Here is a 19,669-nt window from a genome sequence, read left to right on the forward strand (position 1 = left end):
GTAGAACGGAGCTTTGCAGATGCCAAGCAACATCATGGTCATCGTTATGCTCGCTTCCGAGGTCTAGCCAATGTGCAAATGCAATGTTGGTTGGCAGCGGCAGCCCAAAACATCAAGAAGATAGCGTTGGTGGTGAACTATCTACGAAAAATGGGCTTAAATATGGCAGAAATAAGGCAGATACTTGCTTCTGTATACCCGTGTAATGAATGGAAACTTCTGCGCACGATATAACAAAAAAAATCACGATCGCGACCTACGGTCGCTTCCAAAAAAGAACCCCACTTAAAAAGCGGGGTTCGTCATCAATCTGAAGGTACGCACTGGCGTACCTTTTCTGTTTCTCACGTGAGCCAAAAGGGCGTGATTACGGTTTCAACGCTTGGCGACTAAAGCCCTTATGACCGCATTTGATGCAAGGAATAATCACGGTTGGATGATTGTAGGAGGTTTTGTGACCACATTCATCACACACCAACACACCAAGCCCTATCACTTCTCCCGCTTCGTAGAGGCCTTGATGTTCAAGATCTTCAAACAGTTCAACCCATTCCACTTTGGTTCTGTCAGTAATTTCGAGCAAACCTTGCCAAATAGAATCGGCGATGGTGAGGTAAAATGGTCCACTTTTGCTCTCTTCATAGTTGTCAGCAAACTCTTTCAAGTCCGCTTTTACATACGCAGAGATCAACGCCAACTCATCTTTAGTCATATCATTCGCCGCTGATATCACCTTGCCAGACGTTTCTAGGACGTTGTTTACTTCATCTGGGCTATGTTTGAGTGTCTCAATGACATCTTCCAACATTTCTTCATAACCGGATTTACGTTTCGGCATGGCAGTCCTCCATCTGTAAAGATTGGCTATTGTTGTGCACGGTACCTTTAGGTATTCTATGACGATCTATTTCAATCTGTTCTAACCGAACTCACAAATTCCAAGATAACCGGATACCATCGATGCAAGAACAATATAATCCACAAGATATTGAACAGAAAGTTCAACAGCACTGGGACAACAACAAAACATTTGTTGTGACTGAAGATCCAACCAAAGAGAAGTTCTACTGCCTCTCTATGTTCCCATACCCAAGTGGTCGACTGCACATGGGTCACGTGCGTAACTACACCATCGGTGACGTAGTATCTCGTTTCCAACGCCTACAAGGCAAAAACGTCATGCAGCCAATCGGCTGGGACGCATTCGGTCTACCTGCAGAAAACGCAGCGGTGAAAAACAACACGGCGCCTGCTCCTTGGACTTATGAAAACATCGAATACATGAAGAACCAACTTAAGCTTCTTGGCTTTGGTTACGACTGGAACCGTGAATTCGCCACTTGTACCCCTGAGTACTACCGTTGGGAACAAGAGTTCTTCACTAAGCTTTACCAGAAAGGCCTGGTTTACAAGAAGACCTCTTCTGTTAACTGGTGTCCAAACGATCAAACTGTTCTTGCAAACGAACAGGTTGAAGACGGCTGCTGCTGGCGTTGTGACACACCTGTAGAGCAAAAAGAGATTCCTCAGTGGTTCATCAAAATCACAGAATACGCTCAAGAACTGCTTGACGATCTAGACAAGCTTGAAGGTTGGCCAGAAATGGTGAAAACCATGCAACGCAACTGGATTGGTCGTTCTGAAGGTGTGGAACTCAAGTTTGAAGTAAAAGGTCAACAAGACCTAGAAGTGTACACCACTCGTCCAGACACACTCATGGGTGTGACTTATGTCGGTATCGCAGCAGGTCACCCTCTAGCGAAAATTGCGGCTGAGAGCAACCCTGAGCTGGCTGCGTTCATCGAAGAATGTAAGAACACCAAAGTCGCTGAAGCTGAACTTGCGACCATGGAGAAGAAAGGTATGGCGACGGGCCTTACTGCTATTCATCCATTAAACGGCCGTGAAGTGCCAGTGTACGTCGCTAACTTCGTATTGATGGATTACGGCACAGGCGCTGTCATGGCAGTACCGGCACACGACCAACGTGACTTCGAGTTCGCCACTAAGTACGGCCTAGATATCATTCCGGTAATCAAGCCAATTGATGGCAGCGAGCTAGACATCTCTGAAGCGGCCTACACAGAGAAAGGCGTGCTGTTCGATTCAGGTGAGTTCGATGGCCTAGAATTCCAAGCGGCGTTCGATGCCATCGCAGCCAAGCTAGAAGCAGAAGGCAAAGGCACTAAGACCGTTAACTTCCGTCTACGTGACTGGGGTGTCTCTCGTCAACGTTACTGGGGGGCTCCAATCCCAATGGTCACCACTGAAGACGGTGAAGTTCACCCTGTACCCGCAGACCAACTACCCGTGATTCTTCCAGAAGACGTGGTCATGGACGGCGTAACGAGCCCAATCAAAGCCGACAAAGAGTGGGCGAAGACAACCTTCAACGGCGAACCTGCTCTACGTGAGACTGACACCTTCGATACGTTCATGGAGTCTTCTTGGTACTACGCACGTTACTGTTCACCACAAGCTGACGACATCCTAGATCCAGAAAAAGCCAACTACTGGCTACCGGTAGACCAATACATCGGCGGTATTGAGCACGCGTGTATGCACCTACTGTACTCTCGCTTCTTCCACAAACTGCTGCGTGATGCGGGCTACGTTACGTCTGACGAACCGTTCAAGCAACTACTGTGTCAAGGCATGGTACTGGCAGATGCCTTCTACTACACCAACGATAAAGGTGGCAAAGAGTGGGTATCACCAACGGAAGTGAAAGTTGAGCGCGATGGCAAAGGTCGCATCACTTCAGCTGTCGACAACGAAGGCCGTAGCGTCGAACACTCAGGCATGATCAAAATGTCTAAGTCGAAAAACAACGGTATCGACCCACAAGAGATGGTCGACAAATACGGCGCAGACACGGTGCGTCTGTTCATGATGTTCGCATCTCCAGCAGACATGACTCTCGAGTGGCAAGAGTCTGGCGTAGAAGGGGCTAACCGCTTCCTAAAACGTGTTTGGAAACTAGTGAACGAGCACACATCAAAAGGCGCAGCAGAAGCAGTCGATGCCGCAGCACTCTCTGGTGATCAAAAAGCACTTCGTCGTGACGTTCACAAAACCATCGCCAAAGTAACCGATGACGTTGCGCGTCGTCAGACGTTCAACACCGCGATCGCTGCGGTCATGGAGTTGATGAACAAGCTGGCGAAAGCGCCACAAGAATCTGCACAAGATCGTGCGATCCTTGACGAAGCGCTAAAAGCGGTTGTTGCGATGCTGTACCCAATCACTCCGCATATCTGTTTCGAAATGTGGGCGGCACTTGGCCAGCAAGACATCGACAACGCATCTTGGCCAACTTACGATGAGAAAGCTCTGGTTGAAGACGAAAAACTGATTGTTGTTCAGGTAAACGGCAAAGTCCGCGGTAAAATCACCGTTGCTGCAGACGCAACCAAAGAGCAAGTTGAAGAAATCGGTCTTAACGAAGAAAACGTCTCTAAACACCTAGACGGCGTGACTATCCGTAAAGTGATTTATGTACCAGGCAAACTATTGAGCATCGTGGCGAACTGATCACGATCTCAAGAGAGAAAAACCACCGGATGAGGCGAACCAACGCGCTTCATCTTGGTCAAAGTGTGGGGTAGCTTGCCTACCCCTACTTATCTAAAATCATTAGCACAGAGTGATTTTAGATAAGTCTAATCGTCGCGCGGCTCGCGGTAGCCCGTTTTCTGAACATCAAGAAGAGCATCTCAATGCGTTTTACGTCCGTGTTTAAATTCTCATCCATTTTGGTTCTATCAGCCATGTTGTCTGCATGTGGTTTTCATTTACGTGGTGAGTACTCCGTTCCTGAAGAGCTAAGCACACTCTCGTTTACCAGCTACGATGATTACAGCCCGCTCACTCGTTCAGTGAAAGCGCAATTGATTCTGAATAAAGTCAATCTCGTCGCTCCCGCTGAAACAGTTCCAAACCTATATTTGATTGGCGAGAACATCTCAGAGCGCACTTTATCGCTTTACCAAAACAGCCGTGCCGCTGAAAAAGAGCTGACTTACGTCGTGAGCTACCGAGTTACCGTGCCCGATCTCGGCACTCAAAGCTTCCAAACCACCGTCAATCGCAACTACCTCGATAACCCGCTGACAGCGCTCGCAAAATCGGTGGAACGTGAAGTTATCGAGGATGAAATGCGCAACCAAGCGGCCAGCCAAATGATGCGTCAACTAGGTCGCCTTCGAGCGGAGTACGAGGAACAAACCGTCAACTCAAGTAATCAGTAATTATGCGAATTTTTGCCGATAACCTTGCTCAGCAATTGACGAAAGAACTCAAACCGGTCTATTTGATTTTCGGGAACGAACCGCTACTGATCCAAGAAAGCCGCTCTGCTATTCAAAAAGCGGCGTTTCAACAAGGTTTTGAAGAGCGTCACCGCTTTGCCGTGGATGCAAGCTTAGACTGGAATCAAGTCTATGACTGCTGCCAAGCTCTGAGTCTTTTTTCCAGCCGCCAGCTGATTGAACTTGAACTGCCAGAAAGTGGCGTCAACGCTTCCATCGCTAACGAGTTGCTTTCTGTCGCTCAGATGCTGCATGCCGATATCATGTTAGTCGTCATTGGTAGCAAACTCACCAAAGCGCAAGAAAACGCAAAATGGTTCAAAACATTGAGCCAGCAAGGCCACTGGATCAGTTGTCTAACACCCGATAATCAACGCCTGCCACAGTTTGTATTAAATCGCTGCCGTCAGCTGAATTTAAAACCAGACCAACAAGCGATACAAATGCTAGCGCAATGGCATGAAGGCAATCTATTTGCCCTTTCTCAAAGTCTTGAGAAACTGGCACTGCTCTATCCAGACGGCGAGCTCAACTTGATTCGCTTGGAGGAATCCCTCAGCCGACATAATCACTTTACTGTTTTTCACTGGATTGACGCACTATTGGAAGGAAAAGCCAACCGCTGCCAAAAAATCTTGCGTCAACTTGAAGCAGAAGACATTGAAGCGATTATTTTGTTGCGTTCATTGCAAAAAGAACTGCTATTGCTTTTACAAATGCAGCAACAACTGCAGCAAAGCTCTATGATGCAAGTGTTCGAAAAGCACCGAATTTGGCAAAACAAGAAACCGCTCTACACTGCGGCTTTAACTCGACTCAAGAGCACTAAGCTGAGACAACTGCTCGCCTTGCTTGCCAAGGCAGAAATTCTGGCCAAAACCCAGTATGAGCAACCGGTATGGCCAATTCTGCAGCAATTAAGCGTCGAGATGTCTCTCCCTGACGTAGAGTTAGCTTTTAAAAGTTAAAAGCGTGCTATATTGCGCGCGCATGTAAAACAGAGAACAACACCGAGGAAATATTCGTGCTTCGCGAAGAACTAAAAGACTTTTTGGCTGATAAAGCCGACGATATGAAAGCAGAAAACATCGTAATTCTGAACGTGGAAGACAAATCCAGCGTGACAGATTATATGATCATCTGCACTGGCACATCGAAACGTCATGTGGCATCGATTGCTGATCACGTCGCTGATGAAGTAAAAAAAGTAGGCCTTCAGCCATTAGGCATGGAAGGTGAAAACGAAGGCGAATGGGTAGTGCTGGATATGGGTGATGCGATGCTACACGTAATGCAAGAAGAACACCGCCAGCTGTACCAACTCGAAAAACTTTGGGGTTAATGGTTTGAAAATTCAGTTGATCGCCGTTGGCACAAAAATGCCAAAGTGGGTTGAAGAAGGTTTTCAAGAATATCGCCGTCGTTTCCCACACGATATGCCACTAGAGCTCATTGAGATCACGGCGGGTAAACGAGGCAAAAACGCAGATATCGCCCGCATTTTACAAAAAGAAGGCGAAGCGATGTTGGCCGCCATTCCCAAAGGCAATCGCATTGTCACACTCGATATTCCAGGAAAGAAATGGGATACCCCAGAGTTGGCACAACAGCTTGAAGCGTGGAAATTGGATGGTCGAGATGTCTCAATCTTGATTGGTGGCCCAGAAGGATTAGCACCGGCATGCAAAGCCGCTGCTGAGCAAAGTTGGTCTCTTTCAGCGCTCACCTTACCTCACCCGTTAGTGCGCATTGTGATGGCCGAGAGTTTATATCGTGCGTGGAGTATCACCACGAATCACCCTTATCATCGAGAATAAGTTCAGCCCAATGAGTGAGACGCTGCGTTAATGATGAGAAAACGCCGAACCACGATACGAGATTACCAAGCCGAAGCACGGTTGTTTGCCAATCGTGCTCTTGTGGCTTTTTTCGGTATCGTCGCCTTAATGGGCGTACTGGTGACCAACCTATACAACATTCAGGTCAACCAGTATCAAGATTACAAAACCCGCTCGAATGACAACCGCATTAAAGTGGTGCCCATCGCACCCAATCGTGGCTTGATATATGATCGCAACGGCGTGTTATTAGCGGAAAACAGACCGGTTTTTGACTTGGAAATCACACCGGAAAAAGTCAAAAACATGGATGCCACGATTGCTCAGTTACAAACCCTGTTTGAAATCACGCCAGAACAAATCGAACGTTTCCATCGCGAACGAAAACGCACGCGTCGCTTCAAATCGGTCCCGATTCTCAATCAACTCACAGAAAAACAAGTCGCGGTATTCTCCGTGAACCAATACCGTTTTCCTGGCGTCGAAGTTTCTGGCACGTTGAAACGCCACTACCCTTATGGCGAAATTCTCACTCATGTGATTGGCTACGTATCACGCATCAACGACCGAGACATGCAACGGTTGAGTGATGAAGGCAAAGAAGCCAATTATCAAGCAACACGTGATATCGGCAAGCTTGGCATTGAGAAATTTTACGAAGACATGCTACACGGAACGGCAGGCTACCAAGAAGTCGAGGTCAACAGCCGTGGGCGGGTCATCCGCACGCTCAAATTTGTTCCGCCAGTACCTGGCAAAGACATTGTGTTGAACATTGATATCAAACTGCAAACCTATGTTCATCAGCTGCTCGACGGTAGACGAGGCAGTGCGATCGTACTGGATCCAAAAGATAATGGCATTTTGGCCATGGTATCGAGCCCAAGCTACGACCCCAATGCGTTCGTCCACGGCATTTCAGGCAAAGGTTACAGTGATCTTCTCAACGACAAAAACCGCCCGTTAGTGAACCGTTCGACGCTGGGAATTTACCCCCCCGCTTCGACCGTCAAACCCTTTATCGCCGTCTCTGCATTGCAAGAAGGTGTGGTAACACCAAACACGACCAGAAACGATCCTGGCTATTGGCGCATACCTAACTCCGATACACGCCCATTCCGTGACTGGCTGCGTTGGGGTCATGGTCGAGTGAACTTGGTACAATCCATTGAAGAATCGGTCGATACCTTTTTCTATCAAATCGCTTACGACATGGGTATTGATCGTCTTTCTAATTGGATGAGCATGTTTGGTTTTGGCGATTACACGGGCATCGATATCTTTGAAGAAAGCAAAGCCAACATGCCAACTCGAGATTGGAAAATGTCTCGTCATAAGACACCTTGGTACAAAGGTGACACCATTCCTGTTGGTATTGGCCAAGGCTACTGGACAGCAACACCAATGCAACTTGCTAAAGCCACCTCCGTGCTCGTAAACGAAGGAAATGTCACCGCACCCCACTTATTACGTGCGACGATTGAGAACGGTGATGCGTTCGACAGTCGAGTGTTGTCGGATTACGTCACTTATCCGCCGATTCAGAACGTACCAGATAGATATTGGAACTTAGCGAAAGAAGGCATGAGGCTGGTAAACCACGGTAAGAAAGGCACCGCGCGACGCTCATTCACCGGTATGTCTTACATGACCGCAGGTAAATCAGGTACAGCGCAGGTTTTTGGCTTGGCAGAAGACCAAGAATACAACGCCGATGAGCTGGCCGAGCACTTACGCGACCACGCTCTCTTTACTGGCTTTGCGCCATTTGACGATCCTAAAATCATCGTCACCATAGTGTTAGAAAACGCGGGCGGCGGCTCTTCCAATGGTGCCCCTGTCGCAAGACGTATTTTTGATAAAGTGTTACTCGATAAAGACAGTGACGAGGTCAAACACTGATGAAACTCGATCCAGCAACCGGAAAAAATCGTGCTCTGTTTGAGCGATTTCATATCGACCTGCCACTTCTTTTGGGCATTTTGGTCCTAATGGGGTTTGGCTTAGTTGTGATGTACAGTGCCAGCGGTCAAAGTTTGGCGATGATGGATCGCCAAGCGATGCGCATGGCACTCTCTATCGTGGTGATGCTCGTGTTAGCGCAAATTTCACCACGCACCTACGAATCATTAGCCCCTTTAATGTTTGTTGGCGGCGTTGTCCTTCTTCTTGGCGTACTCTTTTTCGGTGAAGCGTCAAAAGGGGCACAACGCTGGTTGAATCTTGGTTTCGTCCGCTTTCAGCCCTCAGAACTGCTTAAACTAGCGGTACCATTAATGGTGGCGCGCTTCATTGGTAAACGACCACTGCCCCCTACCTTCCAAACCTTGTGTATCGCATTGGTGATGGTGTTCATTCCAACCATTTTGATCGCCAAACAACCCGACCTCGGCACGTCTATTCTGATTGCAGCCTCGGGTATTTTCGTTATCTTCTTAGCGGGGATCAGCTGGCGCATCATTGGTGCGGCAGCGTTGGCGTTAGCCGCATTTGTCCCAATTTTGTGGTTCTTCTTGATGCGCGAGTATCAGAAAGTGCGTGTAAGAACCCTTTTTAATCCAGAGTCAGATCCTCTTGGTGCGGGCTATCATATTATTCAGAGTAAAATCGCCATCGGTTCTGGTGGCATATCTGGTAAGGGCTGGCTGCAAGGGACACAGTCTCAACTCGAGTTTCTTCCTGAGCGCCATACCGACTTCATTTTTGCGGTGATTGCCGAAGAATGGGGCATGATTGGCTTCTTACTGCTGCTGTCGCTGTACCTATTCATCATCGGTCGTGGGCTTTACTTGGCGTCTCAAGCACAAACTGCGTTTGGTCGTATGATGGCAGGCAGTATTGTGTTGAGCTTTTTCGTTTACATCTTTGTTAACATCGGCATGGTCAGCGGTATCTTGCCTGTTGTGGGTGTACCACTGCCACTCATCAGTTATGGCGGCACTTCCATGGTTACCTTGATGGCGGGCTTCGGTATTCTGATGTCTATCCATACTCACCGTAAAGCATTCTCAAAGGCCAATTAATGAATAAATCCATCGTTATCTTCAGTTTACTTTGCGGCGCATCGCTTTTAGCGGGCTGTAGCTCAAAACCAGAGGGGCGCTATAGCCTAGAATCAGATGTTGCTCCCGACCAACCGATTTCCGTCGAGCATATCGAAGATGCCCACCCGCGTTATGAGCCATACAGCTTAGGTGGAAACAAAGATTACACTTTGCGCGGTCAAGACTACAAAATTGTGCGCGATGTAAAAGGGTTTAAAGAGTCTGGCATTGCCTCTTGGTACGGTAAAAAATTCCAAGGCCATCTCACCTCGAATGGTGAAATCTACGATATGTACTCGATGACAGCAGCGCATAAAACCCTGCCATTGCCCAGTTACGTGAAAGTGACCAATAAAGACAACGGCAAAAGCACCATTGTACGGGTGAACGATCGTGGTCCTTTCCACGAAGGACGTATTATTGATCTGAGCTACGCCGCCGCTTACAAACTGGATGTACTAAAAACGGGCACCGCCAATGTGGAAATTGAAGTATTGAACTTTGAACCACCAACCGATGCTAAGGCGCTGGAAAATCATCCCAAATATTTCATTCAAGTATTAAGTTCAAAATCTGCCGAACGAGCGAGAACTTTAGGACAAGATCTTGGTCAAAGCCTGAATGCAGAGTCTTTCTTAGAAAGCACCGACGATACGCATCGTCTCATGTTGGGGCCATTTACTGACTTTACGCTGACGCAACAGATCTTGGATCAGGTTAAGTTGGCGGGTCATGAAAGCGCCTTCATCAGAAAGCGAGCCATAACTCGTTGACAACTGACACGACACTTTCTAGTGTTAGACGCTCTGACTTACAGTGCGAATCTGTTAAGATATGGACAATTAACCAAAAAAATTGAATTACCATGAACAAAACAACAAAAATTGTGAAATCCACTCTCGTTTCTTCCCTTGCACTTTCTGCAACGCTGGCTTACTCAGTTTCTGCTGCTCCAGTTGTGGTGCCTGACGCGCCACAAATCGCCGCGAAAGGTTTTGTTCTAATGGATTACCATTCAGGCAAAGTCCTGGCTGAAAAAGAGATGAATACGAAACTCTCGCCTGCCAGCCTAACAAAAATGATGACCAGCTACGTAATTGGTCAAGAGCTAGAGCGCGGCAACATCAGCCCTGAAGATGACGTTGTGGTTAGCAAGAATGCATGGGCAAAGAACTTCCCAGACTCTTCAAAAATGTTTATCGAAGTGGGCACCACGGTAAAAGTAAAAGATCTTAACCGAGGGATTATCGTTCAGTCTGGTAACGATGCCTGTGTCGCGATGGCCGAACACATTGCGGGGTCAGAAGATGCGTTTGTTGATCTGATGAACGCTTGGGCAAGTTCTATTGGCATGACCAACACTCATTTTGCCAACGTACATGGTTTGGATAATGCTAACCTATACTCAACGCCGTACGACATGGCGCTCCTTGGCCAAGCGTTGATCCGTGATGTGCCGGATGAGTACCGTATCTACTCAGAGCAAAAATTCACCTATAACGGCATTACCCAGTACAACCGTAACGGTCTGTTGTGGGATAAAAGCATGAATGTGGATGGCATCAAAACGGGCCACACCAGTAATGCAGGTTACAGCCTAGTGAGCTCTGCTACTGAAGGTAAGATGCGTCTTATCGCTGTCGTTATGGGCACCAAAGACATGAACGCACGTAAGTCAGAAAGTAAGAAACTTCTGAGTTACGGCTTCCGTTTCTTCGAAACTGTTGCGCCGCACAAAGCTGGTGAAACTTTCGTCGAAGAGAAAATCTGGATGGGTAACAAAGACACCCTAGCATTGGGTGTAAACGAAGACACTTACGTCACGCTACCTCGTGGTCAAGCGAAAAACCTCACCGCCAGTTTTGTACTTGAAAAAGAACTTCAAGCTCCGATTAAGAAAGGCGATGTGGTGGGTAAGCTTTACTACCAAGTCGATGGTGAAGATGTGGCTCAGTATCCACTACTGGCTCTTGAGTCTGTAGATGAAGGCAGCCTATTCAGCCGTCTTTGGGATTATCTAGTACTGCTATTTAAGAGCCTGTTCTAATTTCAAAACAGACTGTTAGCCTAAAGCCGCCAATTTGGCGGCTTTGTTGTACTTGAGTTCACATAAAACAGACGTTACTATTGCGCCCCGCATAACCGAATATCTAACTGGAGTTATCCTCAATGCTCACCATCAACTCTGATGCCAAACTGAAAGATCTTCTTGAGTTCCCTTGTTCATTTACATACAAGGTAATGGGTTACGCAAAACCTGAACTGCCAGAGAAAGTGTTGGAAGTGATTCAGCGCCATGCTCCTGGAGATTACAGCCCTGCAGTAAAACCGAGTGCAAAAGGTAACTATCACTCGGTTTCTATCAACATCACTGCCACCTCTATCGAGCAGGTTGAAACGCTGTACAAAGAGCTCGGCGAAATCGACATTGTACGCATGGTTCTATAATTTTTTGATAAATTAAATTTTTTTTGAAAGCAGCTTATAGCTGCTTTCTTTATATTTATCAGACAGATAAAAACCTAAGCACGGCCAAATGCGTTAAATAGTTGTGAAACAAATATAGTTCCCAACCGTGAACAGGTTTATAATGCAAAAACTTTACTAAGCGATAACAGGAAATATCATGCAAAACCAATTAGTTGTAAAACGACTTGGCCGTCGAGATTACCTGCCAGTATGGCAAGCAATGCATGAATTTACTGATACACGCAACGAGGAAACACCGGACGAAGTGTGGTTGGTTGAACACAACCCCGTTTTTACCCAAGGCCAAGCGGGTAAAGCGGAGCACCTTCTCAATACCGGTGATATTCCTGTTGTGCAAAGCGATCGTGGCGGGCAAGTGACTTATCATGGACCAGGTCAACTGGTGGCCTATTTCCTCATCAACCTACGTCGCAAAAAATTGGGTGTGCGAGATCTCGTCACGACTATCGAGAACCTCGTAATCAATACGCTTAAAGCATACAATATCGACTCCGCAGCCAGACCGGATGCACCCGGCGTTTACGTCGACGGTAGAAAGATATGTTCGTTAGGTCTGCGCATCCGCAAAGGATGCTCTTTCCACGGGCTCGCACTCAACGTAAATATGGACCTTTCCCCTTTCTTGAGAATCAACCCATGTGGTTATCAAGGCATGGAGATGGTTCAGGTGAGTGAACTGGGAGGCCCCACGGACATCGCTCTCGTTGAGCAACAATTAGTCAAAGAACTGGTAAATTTGCTTGGTTATGAGCAAGTTGAATTCAGCACAGAAGCAGAAGTAAGAGAAGCATGAGTAAACCAATCCAGATGGAAAAAGGCGTTAAATATCGTGACGCCGACAAAATGGCTCTGATTCCCGTCAAGAACATGCCGACAGAGCAAAAAGAGGTCCTACGCAAGCCTGATTGGATGAAGATCAAGTTGCCTGCAGATAGCCAACGCATTCAAGATATTAAATCCGCTATGCGTAAAAATAATCTGCACTCGGTTTGCGAAGAGGCTTCTTGTCCAAACTTGGCGGAGTGCTTTAACCACGGTACGGCAACCTTTATGATTCTAGGTGCCATTTGTACTCGCCGTTGCCCATTCTGTGATGTTGCCCATGGCCGACCTCTTCCACCGGAAGCAGAAGAACCCACGAAGCTGGCAAAAACCATTGCCGACATGAAACTCAAATACGTGGTGATTACGTCCGTTGACCGCGACGATCTGCGTGACGGTGGAGCAAAACATTTTGCCGATTGTAACCGTGAAATTCGCGCTCAAAGCCCACATATTCGTATCGAAACATTGGTTCCTGACTTCCGTGGTCGTATGGACGTGGCGCTAGATGCACTAAAAGATAATCCGCCAGACGTGTTCAACCACAACTTGGAAACGGCACCACGCCTGTACCGTAAGGTACGCCCAGGGGCAAACTACCAATGGTCATTGGATCTTCTGAAGAAGTTCAAAGAGCAACATCCTGATGTTCCAACCAAATCGGGACTCATGATGGGTTTAGGTGAAACCAAAGAAGAGATCGTTGAAGTGCTCAAAGATCTTCGTGCTCATGGTGTGACCATGCTGACACTCGGTCAATACCTTGCTCCAAGTCGCCACCATCTTCCGGTAGAGCGTTACGTTCCACCAGCAGAATTTGATGAACTTAAAGAGATTGCTCTGGAACTTGGTTTTACTCATGCCGCTTGTGGTCCATTTGTACGTTCGTCTTATCATGCCGATATGCAGGCGCAAGGCTTAGAAGTCAAATAAGCCAAAGCACTGATTGCCTCGAAAAATAAAAAGCTGGTATTGATAACCAGCTTTTTATTTGTCTTAAATCTTTGTCTATCCAGCCTTCACGACATGAATTGCTTGTCATCTATTGGTCAATTCTATAGGCTTGATGCAAACGCATATCCATCGCATTGCGTATGGCATTCTAAATTTTCAAAAAAGTAGGATTGATTAGATGAACAAATTAGGTTTTATCGCCCTATTCGCCTCAGCTCTTTTGGCAGGTTGCGCCCAACAAAACACCGCACAAGATAACTACCGCGAAGCCTCCTTTGAGCTATGCAATACCGAAGTGAAACTTTACTCAGTCAGTAAAGACGGACGCGTCCGCATCGTATGCGCTGATGGTGCGAAGTTTGCGCTAAACAGTGAAGAGACACTGAATGTAATGCGTGATATCAATATCGATTACTGTGATGGTGAAGGCTTAGGTAAGTTTAGCGAAACCAATAGCTACTACTCGTTCCAATGTAAGTCAGGTTCGCTATTAAGCATTTCTAAAGACAAGTAATGGCTGTCGCTACGCCAACGCTCTTGGTTGAATGGTGACTTTTCTTGTTCCTTTTACTGTTTTAACTAAGAAATGTACGAATGAAAAAGGCTTCCATCCGGAAGCCTTTTTGATGTTCAAGTAGCCAAAATCTTATGCGTAAACAGGTAGACGCTTACAGATTTCTAGTACTTTCTGTTTCGTTGCTTCGATAACCGCTTCATTGCCGATGTTGTCTAGTACGTCACACATCCAGTTTGCTAGCTCTTTCGCGTCTTCTTCAGTGAAGCCACGGCGAGTGATCGCTGGCGTACCAACACGGATACCCGAAGTCACAAACGGACTACGAGGGTCGTTTGGTACTGAGTTCTTATTTACCGTGATGTTTGCTGCGCCTAGTGCTGCGTCAGCATCTTTACCTGTAATGTCTTTGTCGATTAGGTCAACAAGGAACAGGTGGTTTTCTGTACCATTAGATACGATTTTGTAACCACGCTCTTGGAACTGAGCCACCATCGCTTTTGCGTTTTTCACTACGCGCGCTTGGTAAGCTTTAAACTCAGGTTCCATCGCTTCTTTGAACGCTACTGCTTTACCCGCGATAACGTGCATTAGAGGACCGCCTTGACCGCCAGGGAAAACGGCCGAGTTCAGTTTCTTGTACATGTCTTCGCCAGCGTTAGACAGGATAAGACCACCACGTGGACCTGCTAGCGTTTTGTGCGTCGTTGTCGTTACTACGTGCGCGTGTGGCACAGGTGTTGGGTATTCACCTGCTGCGATAAGACCCGCAACGTGCGCCATATCGACGAATAGGTAAGCGTCAACTTTGTCTGCGATTTCACGCATGCGCTTCCAATCAACGATTTGAGAGTACGCTGAGAAACCACCGATGATCATCTTAGGTTTGTGCTCAAGCGCTAGCGCTTCCATTTCGTCGTAGTTAATTTGGCCAGCTTCATCGATACCGTAAGGGATGACGTTGTAGTGCTTACCAGAGAAGTTTACAGGAGAACCGTGAGTCAGGTGACCACCGTGCGCTAGGCTCATACCTAGAACTGTATCGCCTGGGTTAAGAAGTGCCATGTAAACCGCGCTGTTAGCTTGAGAGCCAGAGTGTGGCTGAACGTTCGCGTACTCACAACCAAACAGTTTACATGCACGCTCAATCGCTAGAGACTCAGCTTTGTCCACGTACTCGCAACCACCGTAGTAGCGCTTGCCTGGGTAGCCTTCAGCGTACTTATTGGTTAGCTGAGAGCCTTGAGCTTCCATTACACGTGGACTTGTGTAGTTTTCTGAAGCGATCAGCTCGATGTGTTCTTCCTGGCGAAGAGTTTCTTCCTGGATAGCTGCGAATAGCTCCGCATCGTAATCAGCGATATTCATATCACGCTTAAGCATCTGTATCTCCTGACTCAGATTTGACTGAAAGTTGCAAAAAAACTGGTTAATGACCCAACGCAAACGTTTTCGTCACCATAATGGCGCGCATTCTACATAATTTGATCCAGGTCATAAAGAGAAAATTCATTTTTCTCTATGCAGTTTCTTCATGATGACATGTGAAAGATTTCATCTTGGCTTTGTCCTTAAGCGAAAATGCAATCTAAAGTGTCAATTTTGCGTTTCACACCCTGTAAAACAACAATTACATAGGTTTACCCTAATTTTAGCCCGCTAGCTACCAAAAAGATCAGCTTTTTACTACTATGCACGCCCTCAATCGCAAATGAAATTTAACCACTGATGGAAAAACACTCACGTAGAGAAGACTGGATCGCCATATTAACCGGCACCTTTCTCGTCGCCCAAGGCGTCTTTTTTCTGCAATCAGCCAATCTACTGACAGGCGGGACAACTGGGCTTGCTCTGTTAGTCACTCAGTTTACTCCATTCACTTTTGGAATGTTGTATTTTTTGGCGAACTGCCCTTTCTATTTATTGGCTTGGAAACGCTATGGGCGTCGCTTTGCTTTTAATAGTGCCATTTCTGGTGGTTTAGTCTCAATTTTTGCCGATAACCTATATTTAGTAATCTCTGTTGAGCATATCAATGAAGTTTACTGCGCGATTGCGGGTGGGCTGTTAATGGGCCTAGGAATGCTTATCCTATTTCGTCATCGCTCCAGTTTGGGGGGCTTTAACGTGCTTTGCCTCTACATCCAAGATAAATTTGGTGTTTCAGTGGGGAAATCGCAGATGGCAATTGATGCAACCATCCTATTTGCTTCCTTTTTCTTTGTCAGCCCGACCACGATCGCACTGTCGATTCTCGGCGCTTTTGCGTTGAATTTAGTACTCGCAATGAATCATAAGCCGCATCGATACTCGGTTCGTTATCAATAACCTGTTTCTCCCATGTAACAAAAAAAGGCTTTGGAACTTCCAAAGCCTTTGAACGTATTAGGGGCGTGCCATTAGCGTTCTTTACAACGAACAACAAACTTAACGTTCAATCAAGAGAATACGAGTCTCGTAAGGTTTGAGTACTTGGTGATGTGAAGCCATGGCACTCGGTCGATTTTGGTAATTAGACAGCAAACATTTCGCTTTACGCATGTCGAGACCCAATGGCAATACACACTCCACCTCTTCCCCGTAGTAGTTATTGATGCACACCAGTTGCTGAGCCGAACTGGTCCGCGCATAGGCAAACACACTCTGATGCTCGGGTAATAAGTCTTGATAATCACCTTGGGTGATCACTGGCACTTCTTTACGTAGTTCAATCAATCGTTTATAGAAATAGAACACAGAATTGAGATCCGCCACAGCCGCTTCCGCGTTGATCTTCGAGTAGTTACTCGCCACCGCTAACCACGGTTCTCCTTGTGTAAATCCTGCGTGTTTTTCATCTGACCATTGCATTGGGGTGCGTGAATTATCACGAGACTTTTGTGCCAAAATCGCCATCATCTCGTTATGGTCAACTCCCTGCTGCTCAACCATGATCTGATACATGTTGGTGCTTTCAACATCACGATACTGTTCAATCTCGGTATACCTTGGGTTGGTCATGCCAATTTCTTCGCCTTGATAAACATAAGGCGTGCCTTGCATCATATGAACCGAGGCTGCCAACATCTTTGCAGATTCAACCCGATACGCTTGATCGTTACCCAAACGGCTCACGACACGTGGCTGATCATGGTTACACCAAAAGAGCGCTCCCCAACCTTTGCCATTCAGGCCCGTTTGCCAATGATTAAAGATCTGTTTGAGTTGTAGAAAATCAAATGGTGCCCTGGTCCATTTTTCACCCTTTGGATAATCCACTTTCAGGTGATGAAAATTGAACACCATGGAAAGTTCTTTGCCATCAAGAGAGGAGTACTGCTGACAATGCTCTAAGGTTGTCGACGACATCTCACCTACGGTCACACTGCCATACTTTTGGAAAACAGCTTGACTGATCTCTTGGAGATAGTCGTGTACACGCGGTCCATCGGTATAAAAACGACGCCCGTCGCCAATCTCATCATTGCAAAAATCTTGTTGCTTCGAAATCAGATTGATGACGTCCAGACGAAATCCGTCAACGCCTTTTTCCGCCCAAAAACGAATAACGTTTTTCACTTCCTCACGAACCGTAGGATTTTCCCAATTGAGATCGGCCTGCTCTTTGGCAAAAAGGTGCAGATAATATTGGCCGGTTTGTTCATCCAGAGCCCAAGCGCTGCCGCCAAACTTAGACTGCCAATTATTCGGCTCCTTTCCTTCGACCGGGTCTTTCCAGATGTAGTAATCCCGATATGGACTGTTTTTGTTACCCAATGCCGATTGAAACCAAGCGTGCTCGGTCGAGGTGTGGTTCACCACAATGTCCATGATAAGACGGATTCCGAGCTGATGCGCTTTCTCGAGCAACTCATCAAAATCCGCCATCGTGCCAAACTGAGGGTTAATTTGGTAGTAATCCGAAATGTCGTATCCATTATCGACCATCGGCGATTGGTAAACCGGCGTCAGCCAGATTGCATCAATACCGAGATGCTTCAAGTATTCCAACTTAGAGATGATGCCTTGGATATCTCCCGTCCCCTTTGCCCCACTGTCGCAAAAGCTTTTTGGGTAAATTTGATAAATAGTGGCGGTTTTCCACCAATGGGCATCTGTGTTGCGTGTTGTCATGGTAAAGACTCACTTACCGAAGAGAAACAAAGCGGAGTGGCCATTCGCCACTCCAAATCGATGAAATTATGCGTTTACCGGTTCGAGCTCGCCTTTGGCTTCTGCTCGCTTGTAAAACACCAAAGTGAGGGCTGCTGGCAGCACAATAGCGGTTAGCATCGCCAGTGCGTAAACACCCCAAAATTGTGGTTGAATTGAGAGAATGCCAGGTAGGCCACCCACCCCGATACCATTTGCCATCACACCAGCACTACCACAAATTGCGGCCGCTACAGCACTACCAATCATCGCGCTTAACATAGGGAACTTGTACTTGAGGTTGATGCCGTACATGGCTGGCTCAGTCACACCTAAATAGGCTGAAATCGCAGCTGGCACAGAGATGTCACGCTCGCCATGTTTTTTACTGATAATGATGATGCCAACAACGGCAGACGCCTGCGCGATATTTGACAACGCAATCAACGGCCAAATTGGCGTCCCCCCCATCTCTTGCATCAACTGCAAATCCACGGCGTTGGTTGTATGGTGAATACCGGTGATCACAAGTGGTGCGTACAAGAAGCCAAAGATCATCGACCCTAACACTGCAAAATCGCCCGTCATGGCCGCTTTTGCCGCAAATGCCACGCCATCACCCAGAACACGGCCAAACGGACCAATCAAAGAATGGGCAAGAATAACGGATAGGATGATCGAGACAAACGGCACCACCACGAGGTAGAGGTAAGAAGGGACGATGCGCTTTAAGTTGGTTTCAATGAAAGCCAACGCGACACCAGCCAACATAGCTGGGATCACCTGCGCTTGATAGCCGACCTTTTCAATCACAAACAGGCCAAAGTCCCACACTTCTGGGGCTTGTTTACCAATTAAGTAGGCGTTCATGAGCTGCGGTGAAACCAGTGTGACACCGAGCGTAATGCCCAGAATCGGTGTTCCGCCAAGTTTCTTCACGGTAGACCAACAAACCCCTACCGGTAGGAAGAAGAAAATCGCTTCGCCAATCAACCATAAAAAGGAGTGAACCGTTGCCCAAAACTGGCTAATCTCCGTCAATGTCTGGCCATCAAACATCTTGATGTCACCAATTACATTACGGAAGCCAAGGATTAAACCACCAGTGATGATCGCAGGGAGCAGAGGGACAAAAATTTCAGCAAGATGGGAGATTCCACGCTCAATGATATTCATGTTTTGACGAGCCGCCAATTTCGCATCGTCTTTGCTCGCTTCCGATTGACCTGAAACCTCGAGCAACACTTTATAGACAGCATCAACTTCCGTGCCAATCACCACTTGAAATTGACCCGCGTTGGTAAAGCATCCTTTAACCATCGGCAATGTTTCGATTTGCTTAACATCGGCGGCCGACGTGTCGTTCAACACAAAGCGAAGGCGTGTCAAACAGTGGCTGACACTGGCGATGTTGTCATTTCCTCCGATAAGCTCGATGAGACGTTCGACGTCCTTGCGCGCTATCTTACTCATAACTCTGTCCACCCTATTCTGATCTACTCAATTATAGTTTTTAGACAATGGGAACATTCCCATTCCTTAATTTAATATTGCCAGCTTTTATAA

19 protein-coding genes are annotated in these 19,669 nt (G+C 46.9%); 15 read left to right on the forward strand and 4 right to left on the reverse strand.

Going from position 1 to position 19,669, the window contains the following annotated elements; genetic code table 11:
• A partial coding sequence (locus tag CIK04_RS02085) for a transposase (protein ID WP_176463273.1) occupies positions 1-234 on the forward strand: 234 nt, incomplete at its 5' end.
• A gap of 133 nt (positions 235-367) precedes the next feature.
• Here the strand turns inward: CIK04_RS02085 and CIK04_RS02090 are convergent.
• Positions 368-838, reverse strand: a complete 471-nt coding sequence (locus CIK04_RS02090) for a zinc ribbon-containing protein (protein ID WP_011078380.1) — start codon at positions 836-838, stop codon at positions 368-370.
• Positions 839-960: 122 nt separating this feature from the next.
• Here CIK04_RS02090 and leuS point away from each other — a divergent pair, with 122 nt between their 5' ends.
• The 13 genes from leuS (at position 961) to CIK04_RS02155 (ending at position 13,972) form a co-directional block, all read left to right on the forward strand.
• The gene (gene leuS / locus CIK04_RS02095; protein WP_017420890.1) at positions 961-3,534 is read left to right on the forward strand and encodes a leucine--tRNA ligase; all 2,574 of its coding nucleotides are present in this window, start codon (positions 961-963) and stop codon (positions 3,532-3,534) included.
• Between the two features lie 185 nt (positions 3,535-3,719).
• On the forward strand, positions 3,720-4,250 hold the full coding sequence (lptE, locus tag CIK04_RS02100; protein WP_017420889.1) for an LPS assembly lipoprotein LptE: 531 nt from the start codon (positions 3,720-3,722) through the stop codon (positions 4,248-4,250).
• 2 nt (positions 4,251-4,252) lie between these two features.
• Positions 4,253-5,278, forward strand: coding sequence for a DNA polymerase III subunit delta (holA, locus tag CIK04_RS02105; RefSeq protein WP_097353140.1), 1,026 nt, complete (start codon positions 4,253-4,255; stop codon positions 5,276-5,278).
• Positions 5,279-5,334: 56 nt separating this feature from the next.
• Positions 5,335-5,652 (forward strand): ribosome silencing factor, encoded by a 318-nt coding sequence (gene rsfS, locus CIK04_RS02110; RefSeq protein WP_017420887.1) that lies wholly within the window; start codon positions 5,335-5,337, stop codon positions 5,650-5,652.
• A gap of 4 nt (positions 5,653-5,656) precedes the next feature.
• Complete coding sequence (rlmH, locus tag CIK04_RS02115) at positions 5,657-6,127, forward strand: 23S rRNA (pseudouridine(1915)-N(3))-methyltransferase RlmH (RefSeq protein ID WP_011078385.1); 471 nt, start codon at positions 5,657-5,659, stop codon at positions 6,125-6,127.
• A gap of 30 nt (positions 6,128-6,157) precedes the next feature.
• Positions 6,158-8,050: a penicillin-binding protein 2 gene (gene mrdA, locus CIK04_RS02120; RefSeq protein ID WP_097353141.1), complete on the forward strand. Its 1,893-nt coding sequence runs from the start codon at positions 6,158-6,160 to the stop codon at positions 8,048-8,050.
• Positions 8,050-9,171 carry a rod shape-determining protein RodA gene (gene rodA / locus CIK04_RS02125; protein WP_017420885.1) on the forward strand — a complete coding sequence of 374 codons (1,122 nt, stop codon included), beginning with the start codon at positions 8,050-8,052 and terminating at the stop codon, positions 9,169-9,171. The genes mrdA and rodA overlap by 1 nt, the downstream gene beginning before the upstream one ends.
• A complete protein-coding gene (locus CIK04_RS02130; protein WP_017420884.1) occupies positions 9,171-9,965 on the forward strand; it encodes a septal ring lytic transglycosylase RlpA family protein in 795 nt (264 codons plus the stop codon). The genes rodA and CIK04_RS02130 overlap by 1 nt, the downstream gene beginning before the upstream one ends.
• Positions 9,966-10,057: 92 nt before the next feature.
• Positions 10,058-11,239: a serine hydrolase gene (locus tag CIK04_RS02135; RefSeq protein ID WP_017420883.1), complete on the forward strand. Its 1,182-nt coding sequence runs from the start codon at positions 10,058-10,060 to the stop codon at positions 11,237-11,239.
• A gap of 122 nt (positions 11,240-11,361) precedes the next feature.
• On the forward strand, positions 11,362-11,640 hold the full coding sequence (gene ybeD / locus CIK04_RS02140; RefSeq protein WP_011078390.1) for a DUF493 family protein YbeD: 279 nt from the start codon (positions 11,362-11,364) through the stop codon (positions 11,638-11,640).
• A gap of 178 nt (positions 11,641-11,818) precedes the next feature.
• Positions 11,819-12,475: a lipoyl(octanoyl) transferase LipB gene (lipB, locus tag CIK04_RS02145; protein WP_013572280.1), complete on the forward strand. Its 657-nt coding sequence runs from the start codon at positions 11,819-11,821 to the stop codon at positions 12,473-12,475.
• Complete coding sequence (gene lipA, locus CIK04_RS02150) at positions 12,472-13,437, forward strand: lipoyl synthase (RefSeq protein ID WP_013572281.1); 966 nt, start codon at positions 12,472-12,474, stop codon at positions 13,435-13,437. The genes lipB and lipA overlap by 4 nt, the downstream gene beginning before the upstream one ends.
• Positions 13,438-13,636: 199 nt before the next feature.
• Positions 13,637-13,972, forward strand: a complete 336-nt coding sequence (locus CIK04_RS02155) for a hypothetical protein (protein WP_039548946.1) — start codon at positions 13,637-13,639, stop codon at positions 13,970-13,972.
• Positions 13,973-14,104: 132 nt separating this feature from the next.
• Here the strand turns inward: CIK04_RS02155 and glyA are convergent, their stop codons facing one another.
• Complete coding sequence (gene glyA / locus CIK04_RS02160) at positions 14,105-15,355, reverse strand: serine hydroxymethyltransferase (RefSeq protein ID WP_017789301.1); 1,251 nt, start codon at positions 15,353-15,355, stop codon at positions 14,105-14,107.
• A 345-nt stretch (positions 15,356-15,700) separates the two neighbouring features.
• Here glyA and CIK04_RS02165 point away from each other — a divergent pair, with 345 nt between their 5' ends.
• Entirely contained in the window at positions 15,701-16,300 is a 600-nt protein-coding gene (locus tag CIK04_RS02165) for a YitT family protein (protein WP_011078395.1), read from the forward strand.
• Between the two features lie 99 nt (positions 16,301-16,399).
• On the opposite strand, the gene treC is transcribed toward CIK04_RS02165, so the two are convergent.
• Together treC and treB are read right to left on the reverse strand one after the other, a co-directional pair.
• A complete protein-coding gene (gene treC / locus CIK04_RS02170) occupies positions 16,400-18,085 on the reverse strand; it encodes an alpha,alpha-phosphotrehalase (RefSeq protein WP_097353142.1) in 1,686 nt (561 codons plus the stop codon).
• 66 nt (positions 18,086-18,151) lie between these two features.
• Entirely contained in the window at positions 18,152-19,576 is a 1,425-nt protein-coding gene (treB, locus tag CIK04_RS02175; RefSeq protein ID WP_072601060.1) for a PTS trehalose transporter subunit IIBC, read from the reverse strand.
• Positions 19,577-19,669: the final 93 nt, after the last annotated feature.

Source organism: Vibrio sp. 03_296, assembly GCF_002265885.1.